Origin of the sequence: Streptomyces sp. NPDC059452, assembly GCF_042750035.1 — a bacterium.
Classification (GTDB): Bacteria; Actinomycetota; Actinomycetes; order Streptomycetales; family Streptomycetaceae; genus Streptomyces.
Genome location: NZ_JBHYVE010000001.1, coordinates 401,267 through 412,265, shown reverse-complemented (window position 1 = coordinate 412,265; position 10,999 = coordinate 401,267). Strand labels below are relative to the sequence as shown.

At 72.5% G+C, this 10,999-nt stretch carries 10 protein-coding genes; 3 read left to right on the top strand and 7 right to left on the bottom strand.

What is annotated here, in order from left to right:
• The first annotated feature begins 561 nt into the window (after nt 1-561).
• A complete protein-coding gene (locus ACFW9Z_RS01885; protein ID WP_384632777.1) occupies nt 562-1,599 on the top strand; it encodes an ArsR/SmtB family transcription factor in 1,038 nt (345 codons plus the stop codon).
• A 155-nt stretch (nt 1,600-1,754) separates the two neighbouring features.
• Nucleotides 1,755-2,165: a VOC family protein gene (locus ACFW9Z_RS01880; RefSeq protein ID WP_084745845.1), complete on the top strand. Its 411-nt coding sequence runs from the start codon at nt 1,755-1,757 to the stop codon at nt 2,163-2,165.
• A gap of 91 nt (nt 2,166-2,256) precedes the next feature.
• On the opposite strand, the gene ACFW9Z_RS01875 is transcribed toward ACFW9Z_RS01880, so the two are convergent.
• From ACFW9Z_RS01875 to ACFW9Z_RS01860, 4 genes are all read right to left on the bottom strand, one after another.
• Complete coding sequence (locus ACFW9Z_RS01875) at nt 2,257-3,423, bottom strand: alkaline phosphatase PhoX (RefSeq protein ID WP_384632774.1); 1,167 nt, start codon at nt 3,421-3,423, stop codon at nt 2,257-2,259.
• Nucleotides 3,424-3,557: 134 nt separating this feature from the next.
• The gene (gene nirD / locus ACFW9Z_RS01870) at nt 3,558-3,914 is read right to left on the bottom strand and encodes a nitrite reductase small subunit NirD (RefSeq protein WP_384632771.1); all 357 of its coding nucleotides are present in this window, start codon (nt 3,912-3,914) and stop codon (nt 3,558-3,560) included.
• Nucleotides 3,914-6,484 carry a nitrite reductase large subunit NirB gene (gene nirB, locus ACFW9Z_RS01865; RefSeq protein WP_384632768.1) on the bottom strand — a complete coding sequence of 857 codons (2,571 nt, stop codon included), beginning with the start codon at nt 6,482-6,484 and terminating at the stop codon, nt 3,914-3,916. Before nirB ends, nirD begins: the two co-directional genes overlap by 1 nt.
• Before the next feature lies 1 nt (nt 6,485).
• Nucleotides 6,486-7,832: an NAD(P)/FAD-dependent oxidoreductase gene (locus tag ACFW9Z_RS01860; protein WP_384632765.1), complete on the bottom strand. Its 1,347-nt coding sequence runs from the start codon at nt 7,830-7,832 to the stop codon at nt 6,486-6,488.
• A 129-nt stretch (nt 7,833-7,961) separates the two neighbouring features.
• On the opposite strand from ACFW9Z_RS01860, the gene ACFW9Z_RS01855 reads away from it, so the two are divergent.
• Nucleotides 7,962-8,753 (top strand): TSUP family transporter, encoded by a 792-nt coding sequence (locus ACFW9Z_RS01855; protein ID WP_384632762.1) that lies wholly within the window; start codon nt 7,962-7,964, stop codon nt 8,751-8,753.
• Between the two features lie 15 nt (nt 8,754-8,768).
• On the opposite strand, the gene ACFW9Z_RS01850 is transcribed toward ACFW9Z_RS01855, so the two are convergent.
• The 3 genes from ACFW9Z_RS01850 to ACFW9Z_RS01840 all read right to left on the bottom strand — a co-directional run bounded on the left by ACFW9Z_RS01850 (nt 8,769) and on the right by ACFW9Z_RS01840 (nt 10,873).
• On the bottom strand, nt 8,769-9,401 hold the full coding sequence (locus ACFW9Z_RS01850; protein WP_384632759.1) for a class F sortase: 633 nt from the start codon (nt 9,399-9,401) through the stop codon (nt 8,769-8,771).
• A gap of 99 nt (nt 9,402-9,500) precedes the next feature.
• Nucleotides 9,501-10,043, bottom strand: coding sequence for a hypothetical protein (locus ACFW9Z_RS01845; RefSeq protein ID WP_384632756.1), 543 nt, complete (start codon nt 10,041-10,043; stop codon nt 9,501-9,503).
• A gap of 365 nt (nt 10,044-10,408) precedes the next feature.
• A complete protein-coding gene (locus tag ACFW9Z_RS01840) occupies nt 10,409-10,873 on the bottom strand; it encodes a DUF5990 family protein (RefSeq protein WP_384632753.1) in 465 nt (154 codons plus the stop codon).
• Nucleotides 10,874-10,999 lie beyond the last annotated feature (126 nt).

The window sequence follows — 10,999 nt, the reverse complement described above, 5'->3', positions numbered from 1 at the left end:
GGGGGGGGGCCCCCCCCGGCCCCGCCACCTGTGTGAGACCCCGTTACCCCCTACAGGGGGCGGCCCCCTGGGGGGGGGTGCCGCCGCTTCGCCTTGCCTGCGGAATATGTGGAGCCGATCGCTCTCCGGACGGCTTCCTTCGCCCCCGGGTGCGGAATGAGCACTACCGGTTTGTCCTGGTGTACGGAATGCGGGCGGCCGGTGTGTCGTGGCACACATTGCTTCGTTTAATGCGCAAAGAAATTGGGGTGGCGCTCCGGTGGACCGGGGTGCGGACCGGGGTGCGGTCCATGGATCCCCACCCATGGACCGCACCCGGCTTACCCCCGTCGGGTACGGAGCCGCACCGTCGCCCACCGCCGCCGAACACACAAAGCCCCCCACGGCCTTCACGTGCTCATCCGGTGGGCACCGGATGCGTACCCGACGTCGTACAGCTTTTCGGGTGAAGCGGAACGGGGCGAGGCGTTTCACTTCTGGCCGAAACCCCGTGGTGACCTCCTGTGACGGCCCGCATACCCTTCGGTGGGGGCAATTGCGGATGCAACAGGTGGGGGCGTAGTGCTGCGGATCCATGTGTCCAGGCTGGACCTTTCGCGGGTGCGGATGGCCACGAGACCGGACGCGATGTGGGAAACGATTCTCAGTTTTCACCGGCTGAGGGACCGAAGGGCTTCCACGGTCTTCGGGAAATGGCGGACGGAAACGCGAGCCCGGTTGAATGGTGAAGCGCAACTGCTGGCGGCGGTCGTCCCGCCCCGCGGTTATTTCCCGGATTTCCTGACGCCCTCGGAGGAAGGCGCCGAACCCTTCGGGCTGGACGTCGGTATGGAGGCCCTGCGCGACACCCCCGCCGACCGCATCCGCCGCGAGCTGAACCTGATGGAGGCCGGGCGGCGGCGGCAGCGGGGCGGGCGGCCGCCCGCGCGGCCCGACGCCGGCGCCGGGCGGAGCACGGGCGCGCTGCCCGCCGCGCTCTCCGAGGGCCGCGCCGAACCCCTCGCCCGGCTGATCGCCGCCCTGCGCGGCTACCACGACGCCGCCGTCGAGCCGTACTGGCCGCACATCCGGGCCTCCATCGAGGCCGACCGGGCCGTCCGGGGCCGCGCGCTGCTGGACGGCGGGGCGGAAGGGCTGCTGGCGGCCCTGCCGCCGATGATCCGGTGGCGGGCGCCCGTGCTGGAGGCGGACTACCCCGTCGACCGCGATCTGTACCTGGACGGGCGCGGGCTGCTGCTCCAGCCCTCGTTCTTCTGCCGGGGCACCCCCGTCGTCTACCGCGACCCGTCGCTTCCGCCGGTGCTCGTCTACCCGGTGACCCACCCCGGGGCCCCGGAGTTCGCGGAGCCCGGCCCCTGGCTCGGCCGGCTCGTCGGCCACACCCGCTCCGCCGTCCTGCAGTCCATAGGCGACGGCTGCACGACGAGCGAACTGGCCCGCCGGGCCGGGGTCTCCCTCGCCTCGGCGAGCCAGCACGCCTCCGTCCTGCGCGAGGCGGGCCTCGTCCTCACCCTGCGCCACGGCAGCTCGGTGCTCCACACGCTGACCCCGCTGGGCGGCTCCCTGCTCCGGGGAGGGGCACCGATGGCGCTGTCCTGAGCGGGCGCCGGGAAGGCCGTGAGCTGGCCCCGGAGAACCCGTGAAATCCGTTCGCCGTACGCCGATGAGTTCCGGGCGGCCCCGCCGTCTACCCCTTCGACAGCGCCGGACGGACCCACCGAGGCGCACGACGGAACGCGGAAGAGGCAACGACGATGGCTCAGATGATCTTCGTGAACCTGCCGGTGAAGGACCTGGAGGTCTCGAAGGGCTTCTTCGAGAAGCTCGGCTACTCCATCAACCCGCAGTTCACCGACGACAAGGCCGCGTGTGTGGTCATCAGCGACACGATCTTCGCCATGCTGCTCACGGAGCCGCGCTTCAAGGACTTCACCAAGAAGGACATCGCGGACGCGTCGGGGACGACCGAGGTCATCCTCGCCCTGAGCGCCGACAGCCGCGAGAAGGTCGACGAACTCGCCGACGCGGCGCTGGCGGCAGGCGGGTCCCCGGCGAACGAGCCGCAGGACCTGGGCTTCATGTACGGCCGCTCGTTCCAGGACCCCGACCACCACATCTGGGAGGTCATCTGGATGGACCCGGCCGCCACCATGGGCGAGAGCTGATCTGCGGGGTGTGCGCCGGGGCCTCGCGAGGACGGCCCCGGCGCACACGGGTGCGGCACGGCTGCCGCCACCTGCTCCCGTACGCGGGGCGTCAGCTGCGGAACGGTCCCGTCACCTCGTACGTGATGCCGCCGGACGAACTGCCGCTGGTGCCGCGCTGCGAGGAGAAGTAGAGCCGCTTGCCGTCCGGCGAGAACGCGGGCCCGGTGATCTCCGAGCCGGACTGCCCGGTGATCCGCAGGAACGGGGCCACCGTGTCGTTCGGCGTGATGAGGCAGATCTCCATGTTTCCGCCGTCCTCCGCCACGTAGAGGTCGCCGGAGACGGCCCGGGTGACGTTGTCGACGCCGGTCAGCGGGGCCGCCCCGCCCGTCACCAGGTTGTCGTCGTACGTCAGGGAGATCGACGAGGTGGTCGCGTCGTACGCCCACACCCGGTTGTCGCCCTTGGTGGTGAACCAGCAGGTGCCCGCCGCGTAGAAGCAGCCCTCGCCGCCGTTGAAGACCTTGGCGCCGGAGACCTGGTGCCGGGTCTGGGTGGAGGAGGCGGCCGGGTCCGGCACATTGGCCCAGGTCACCGGACCGGAGGTGCCCGTACCCGCGACCAGGACCTGGAGCGTGCCGCTCGACAGGTTGCCCCAGGTGGTGGGCCGGAAGCGGTAGAAGCGGCCGTCGCTCTCGTCCTCGGTGAGGTAGATGTACCCGTGGTCGGGGTCCGCGGCCGCCGCCTCGTGCTTGAACCGGCCGAGCGCGGGCCGCCGCACGGACGCGTTCACGCCCCACGGGTCGGTCTCGTAGACGTACCCCCGGGTGACCTCCTCGCAGGAGAGCCAGGTGTTCCACGGGGTCGAGCCGCCCGCGCAGTTGTTGTTCGTGCCGGACAGGATGCGGTACGCGGACGTCACCGTCCCCGAGGAGTTGAACCGCACCGCGCTGGCCCCGCCGCCGCTGCCGGAGGAGACCTCGGCGTTGGAGACGTAGATCCAGCCCGAGCCGTCGGCGTAGGTCGCCCCGCCGTCGGGGGCGCTGTGCCACCGGTAGGAGGTGCCCGCCACGTTCTGCCCCGAACGGGCGATGATGCGGCTGGTGAAGCCGCTCGGCAGCTGGATGCCGTTGCCGTTGGCCGCCTGGAGCGGGCCGTACGGGCCGGGGGCCGGCTGGGCGGGGCCCGCGAAGGCGGCGCCCCGCCACAGGGTGCCGCCGAAGGCCGCCGCCGAGGTGCCGACCACCGCCGTGCGCAAGAAGGTCCGACGTTCCACGATCACTCCACGGATGAGTGAGGGCCCGCCGCTCCGGACGGACCGGCGGGTCGCGCGTCAGGACTGTAGGAGTACGTGGTTGACGTGCCCTCAACAAGCGGTGAACGGCGGAGGGCCGGGGCGGGGCCGGGCGGTCACTCCACCCGCACCGGATACACCGGCACCGAGACCTCCTCGTCGTCCAGGCAGACCCCCGTCACCAGGTCGAAGCGCTGCTTGAGCAGCGGCGAGGCCACGAACGGCCGCCCGTCCGCCGCCGAGCCGAGCAGCCCGCGTGAGAGGACGTACGCCCCGGTGAACGGGTCCCGGTTGCCGATCGCGTGCACCGCCCCGGACCGGTCCATGAACAGGGCGGCCTGCCCGCCGTCCGGCAGCAGCACCGCGACACCGCGCCCGGGGGTCAGGCGGGCCGGGTCGCAGACCGCGAGCGGGCCGCCCTCGGCGGGGGTGATCCGGACGACGGCCGGGGCGGTGCTCAGGTCGGTGGTCATCAGGACGCGGTCCCTTCGAGGGTGCGGACGGCGAGCACGGGCCCGGCGAGCAGCTCCAGATCGGGCTTGATCTGGTCCCGCTCCGGGACGAACCTCACCGAGGGGTCGGGGGTGTCGGGGGCGTTGACGAAGGTCACGAACCGCCGCAGCCGCTCCGGGTCGTTGATGGTCTCGGCCCACTCGTCGCGGTAGCCGGTCACATGGTCGGCCATCAGCCTCTCCAACTCCTCGCAGAGCCCCAGCGAGTCGTGGACGACGACGTCCCGTACATGCTCCAGGCCGCCGTCGATCCGCTCCAGCCAGGCGGAGGTGCGCTCCAGGCGGTCCGCCGTACGGATGTAGAACATCAGGAACCGGTCGATGAGCCGCACCAGTTCGGCGTCCGAGAGATCCTGGGCCAGCAGGTCGGCGTGGCGCGGGGTGGCCCCGCCGTTGCCGCCTACGTAGAGGTTCCAGCCGCCCGCCGTGGCGATGATCCCGAAGTCCTTGCCCCGGGCCTCCGCGCACTCCCGGGCGCAGCCGGAGACCGCCGACTTCAGCTTGTGCGGGGCGCGCAGCCCCCGGTAGCGCAGCTCCAGGTCGATCGCCATCCGTACGGAGTCCTGCACGCCGTAGCGGCACCAGGTCTGCCCCACACAGGACTTGACCGTACGCAGTGACTTCCCGTACGCGTGCCCGGACTCGAACCCCGCGTCGACCAACCGGGCCCAGATGAGCGGCAGTTGGTCGACGCGGGCGCCGAAGAGGTCGATGCGCTGGCCGCCGGTGATCTTCGTGTAGAGGCCGAAGTCGCGGGCCACCTCGCCGATCACGATGAGCTTGTCCGGGGTGATCTCGCCGCCGGGGATGCGGGGCACGACCGAATAGGAGCCGTTGCGCTGGAGGTTGGCGAGGAAGTGGTCATTGGTGTCCTGGAGGGCGGCCTGCTCCCCGTCCAGCACATAGCCGCTGGCCCCCACGGTCGGGGCGAGCGAGGCGATGACCGAGCCGACCGTCGGCTTGCAGACCTCGCAGCCGTTCCCGCCGCGCGCCTCCTCGCGGCCGTGCGAGTCGAGCAGGGCGGTGAACGAGGTGACGCCCAGGGTCCGGACGATCTCGTACAACTCGCTGCGGCTGTAGGCGAAGCAGCCGCACAGCCCGGTGTCCTGGCTCTGCGGAAGCAGTTGCCCGATCACCTTGACGCAACTGCCGCAGCCCGTCCCCGCCCGGGTGCACTTCTTCACCTCGGGGAGAGTGGTGTGCTCGCAGATCGCGCCCTTGGTCACGTTGTGGCAGGAGCAGATGACGGCATCGTCCGGCAGTGCGGACGGCCCCAGCGTGACCGGCCCGTCCGCCCCGGCCGGGAGTACCAACTGCTCGGGCGCGACCGGCAGTACGGTGCCCGTCATCGGCCGCAGCGTGCCGTAGCTCTCCGCGTCCCCGACCAGCACTCCGCCCAGCAGGGTGCCGTCCACGCCGATCACCAGCTTCTTGTAGACGCCGGAGCGGGAGTCGGCGTACACGACGTCCAGCGCGCCCTCCGCCGTCCCGTGCGCGTCCCCGAACGAGGCCACGTCCACGCCCAGCAGCTTCAGCTTGGTCGACATGTCGGCCCCGGTGAACCCGGCCTGACCGCCGCCGAGCACCTCGGCCACGGTCTCCGCCATCTCGTAGCCGGGCGCCACCAGACCGTAGACCCGCCCGTCGGAGGCGAGCGCGCACTCGCCGATCGCGAACACCGCCGGGTCGGAGGTCCGGCACTCCTCGTCGACGATGATCCCGCCGCGCTCCCCGACCGCGAGCCCGCATTCCCGGGCGAGCTGGTCGCGCGGCCGCACCCCCGCCGAGAAGACGACGAGGTCGACGCCGAGCGAGGACCCGTCCGAGAGGGCCATCCCGTTCACCGCCCCGTCCTCCCCGGCGGTGACCTCCTGCGTACCGACCCCGGTGTGGACGGTCAGACCCATCCCCTCGATCGTCCGCAGCAGCGCGGCGCCCCCGCCCTCGTCCACCTGGACCGGCATCAGCCGGGGCGCGAACTCCACGACATGGGTGCGCAGCCCGAGCCCCTTGAGCGCCCCCGCCGCCTCCAGCCCGAGCAGCCCGCCCCCGACCACGGCCCCGCTCTCCGCCCCCTTGGCGTACTCCTCGATCGCGAGCAGGTCCTCGATGGTCCGGTACACGAAACAGCCCCGGGAATCCTTCCCCGGTACGGGCGGGACGAAGGGATACGAGCCCGTGGCCAGCACCAGCGTGTCGTACGCGAACACCGCCCCGGACCGCGCGGTCACCGTCCGGGCCCTGCGGTCGATGTGCTCGGCCGGGTCGCCGACGTACAGCTCGATGCCGTGCCGCTCCATGAACTCCGGCTCCACGAGCGAGAGTTCATCGGGGGACCGTCCGGCGAAGTACGAGGTGAGCCGGACCCGGTCATAGGCGGGCCGGGGCTCCTCGCAGAGCACGACGACCCGGGCGCGCCCGGCGGCCGGGGTCAGCCCGCGCGCGGCCAGGGACTCCAGGAACCGCTGCCCGACCATGCCGTGCCCGACGAGGACGAAGGTGGGGGTGTTCGGGGTACTGGTTTCCGGCATCTCAATGGCCTCCGTCATCGGTGAGCAGGTGGAGCAGGGACATGGCGGCGGGCAGCGGTTCGTCGTCCTGCCAGGTGCGGGCGAGGCTGGAGACCGCGCCGAGGTCGCCCAGGAGCACCCCTCCGGCCAGCCGCCCGTCCCGGACGACGACCGTGCGGTACGCGCCCCGGGTGGCGTCGGCCAGCCGGATCACGTCGTCGCCGGGGAGCGGGCGGGCCTCTCCGAAGGCGGCGAGGTCGAGGGCTTCGGGACGTTCGGGGCCGCCGGGTCCTTCAGCTCTTCCGGAGCGGAGGGAGAGCCGGGTCAGGGCCCGGGTGCCCTCGTATCGGGCGGGCCGCCCGGCGAGCAACTCGACCAGCACATCGGCCTGTTCCAGCGCCGGTCCGGCCAGCCCGTAGAGCGTGGAGCGGTGCTCGGCGCAGTCGCCGATGGCGTGGATGTACGGGTCGGAGGTGCGGAGCTCGTCGTCGACCACGATCCCCTTGCGGACGTCGAGCCCGGCCGCGCGGGCGAGCCCGGTGCGGGGCCGTACCCCGCAGGCGAGGACGGTGAGGTCGGCGGCGAGCTCGTAACCGTCGGCGAGCTGGACGGCCCGTACGGCTCTGGTGCTGGTGCTGGTGCTGGTGCTGGTGCTGGTGGTGGTGCGCAGCCCCCGTACCCGGCACTCGGTGTGCACCTCCACCCCGAGCGCTTCGAGGTGGCCGCGGAGCAGGGCGGCGGCCTCCGGGTCGAGCTGGCGCTCCATGAGGTGCTCGCCCTGCTGGGCCAGGACCACCTGGGCGCCGCACTCCGCGAGCGCCCGGGCGGCCGACACCCCGAGGAGCCCGCCGCCGATGACGACCGCCCGGACTCCGGGCCGTACGGCGGTGCGCAGGGCGAGGGCGTCGTCGAGCGTACGGAAGGGGTGCACCCCGTCCGGCAGGGTGGGCGCCCCGTGCGGCAGGGAGCGGGTTCCGTGCGGGAGGGAGCGGGCGCTGTCCGGCAGGGAGCGGGCGCGGTGCGGCAGGGTGGTGCCGAGCCCGCGCAGCGGCGGGAGCACCGGGTTCGAGCCGGTGGCCAGGACGAGGCGTCCGTAGCGCAGGACGCTGCCGTCGTCGCAGTGGACGAGCCGGTCGGCCCGGTCGATCCGGACGGCCCGCACTCCGCGCCGTACCTCGGCGGGCGGCAGGGCGATGACGTCCGGCGCGTACCGCCCGGCCAGCACCTCGGCCAGCAGCACCCGGTTGTAGGGGGCGTGCCGCTCCTCGCCGATGACGGTGACCCCGGGCACCCGCGCGGCGAGCCGGGCCCCGGCCATACCGGCACCGATCACCACGACGGGCGCGGAACTCTCCGTCTTCTCTCTCATGAGGAAGAGAGTGGTCGGCGGGTGTTACCCAGCCGCATCCCGCCGGTTTCCCGGACGGAACCGTGCGCTCAGCGCGGACCGGCGCCCCCTGTGAGTTCCCGCGCCGAGGGCCCCCTTAGTGTCGACGCCATGCCCGACATCACCCTCACCACCCTGATCCTCCTCTGCCTGGCCGCGGCCGCCGCGGGCTGGATCGACGCGGTGGTGGGCGGCGGCGGGCTGCTGCTCCTGCCCGCCCTGCTGCTCGGCCTGCCGAACGTACCGGCGGCCCATGTCCTCGGTACCAACAAGGCCGTCGCGATCGTCGGAACCTCGGGGGCCGCGATCACCTATGTACGGAGGGCCCCGGTACGGGTGGGGCTGGCGGTACGGGTGGGGCTGATGGCGCTCGCCGGGTCGATGGCCGGGGCGTTCTTCGCCGCCGGGATCAGCAGCGAGGTGCTGCGCCCGGTGATCATGGTGGCGCTGCTCGGGGTCGCGGCCTTCGTGCTGCTGCGCCCGTCGTTCGGCACGGCGGCGGTGGGGGACACCGACGCCCGGCCGGTGACCAGGGCCCGGATCGTCACGGCGGTCGTGCTGGTGGGCGGCGGGATCGGCTTCTACGACGGCCTCTTCGGCCCCGGTACGGGCACCTTCCTCGTCCTGGCCCTCACCGCCGTGCTCCACCTGGACCTGGTGACGGCGTCCGCCACCGCGAAGATCGTCAACGTGTGTACGAACGCGGGGGCGCTGGCCATGTTCGCGTACCAGGGCACGGTCCTGTGGCAACTGGCCGCCCTGATGGCCGTCTTCAACCTGGCGGGCGCGATGGCCGGGGCCCGGATGGCGCTGAGCCGGGGGAGCGGCTTCGTCCGGGCGGTGCTGCTGACGGTGGTGTTCTCGCTGGTGGCGAAGCTGGGCTACGACCAGTGGACGGGATAGATACGTGTCCCGGGCTCACCGCACATCGGTGAGATGGGCGTAGGCCACCACATTGCCCTGGTAGCCGGTCTCCTTGGAGAACCCGCCGCCGCAGGTGATCAGGCGGAGTGAGGCGTGCGGGGAGTCGCCGTAGACGCGCTGGTCGGGGAAGTCCTTGTTGTCGTACACCTCGATGGCGTCGATCGAGAAGACGGCCGTGCGCCCGTCCTCGCGGACGACCTCCACGCGGGTGCCCTTGGTGAGGGCGCCGAGGGCGTAGAAGACGGAGGGCCCCTCGGCGTTGTCGACGTGCCCGGCGACGATCGCGGTGCCCTTGGCGCCGGGCGGGACCCCGTCGGCGTACCACCCCGCGAGGTTGCGGTCCTCGTCCGGAGGTACGTCGAGGCTGCCGTCGGCCCCGAGGCCCAGCCGCATCATCGGCGCGTCGACGTCGATGCTCGGGATGCGGATGCGTACGGGGTCGGAGGGGCGCAGCGGCTCGGCGACCGGGGAGCCCGGCTGGAGCTGGGGCCCGGCGGCGAAGGCCTGGGCGCTGGAGGGCTGCGGCGGGATCAGCTGCTCGCCGGAGCCGTTCTGGATGAGCCAGATGCCGCACAGGACGGCGATGCCCACCAGCCAGCCCCTGGCCTTCTGCGCGCTCTGGGACACGTCGTCGTCCTCGCAAGCCGTGGGTCGGGGACGGACCGGACGCGCTCGGGGACGCGCCCGGCCCGGTCGGTGCGGGGGAGCGGTGGGGCTTTCCCGGCCTCAGCTGCCGCTCTCGGTGGACTCCGTCCGCCGCCGCAGCAGCCACAGACCGCCGACGGCCGCCACGCCGATCACGCCGACACCGAGGGCGACCTGCGTGGAGTTCGGCTCGACGCTGCCGCCGACCCCGGTCCGGACGTGGCCGGACGGGCGGTCGTAGTCGGGCTTGTGCTTGCCGCCGCCGATCACCTTGAGGTCGCCGACGGCGTCCTTGCCGTTGTCGCAGGAGACGATGATCTCGTAGACGCCGGGCCGGGTGTCGTGCGGCACGGTGAACTGGCCGACCAGCACTTCCTTGTGCGTACCGCGCCGGACCTCGAAGTCGCCGGCGTCCAGGGAGTTCGCGTCACCGACGCCCGAGCCCTTGGGGCCGCAGGCGGTGGTGTTCACGGTGACCTTGGCGCCGGGGGGAGCGGTCGCCGGGGTGATCTCCAGTCGGCCGAAGCTGTCCGCGTACGCGGACGGGGCTGCGGTGAGACCGAGCGCTATGACGGTGACCGCGGCAGTGGCGGTACCGGTCATGAGGCGGGCAGGACTGCGCATGGGGATTCCTCCGGGCAGACGGCGCGAGCGGTTGTGTCCTGCTCCCGACCTAACGGGCGGTCGCCACCGCATGCCTTCTGACGCGAGGTCAGCTTTCACTCGTACGGACCGGCGCGGCACCCTTGTCGCCGAAGATCGCCGCAGGTCACGGCGGTGCGGCTGGTCCGTTCGGTCCGTGCTGCCGGCCCGGGTGCCGATCGGGTGAGGAGCGCGCGGCAAGTGTGACGTACGTCACATGAATGTGCTCCCGGGTCCCGGGCACACGCACTACACCCCCCACGGGACGGATCCCCGCCCCCCACGGCACCCGCCCCCACCCGGCCTACCCCCCCTGGGCCCGGTGGGGGCGGTGTCGGCGCCGGGGATCACTCGCCGCCTGTGGTGGCGCTCCACGAGATCAGCGGCGGCCGCACCCGGGCGCACAGCGGCTGCCCCTTGGCGTCGGTGAGCCCGAGCCGCCCAGTGAGATGCCCCGACCGGGCGGCGGCTTCGAGGACCCCGGCCTCGATATCGCTGAACATCAGCTTGGCGCGCCGGAACATGGAGAAGAGCCCGGCGTCGTCCACCGTCCCCCACGACAAATAGACGAACCGCCCGCCCAGCCGGTTCTGAATGTACGGCCCCGAGATCTCGACCCCGTCCGCCGTGGCTTTTGCGGTGCACTCCAGGGTCCAGGAGGCGGATGGCGCGTCCCCGGGGTGGAGGCCGAGCAGCTCACCGGGCCGGTCCTTGCGCTGGACACCGACGTGGATGTTCTCGAACCCGGGAAAGTCGGAGTCCGGCCCGCAATTGCGGCCGGGGAGCGCTGAGGCCTCGATATGGATCTGCATACTCCCCATGGTCCGCCACGACGGCGGAGCGGGCGTGCCACGGTCGGTTTTCGGCCAGCCCGGCATCGGGGTACGCGGCTGGCCCGGCATCGGGGTACGCGGCCGGCCCGGCTTCGGGGCGCGAGG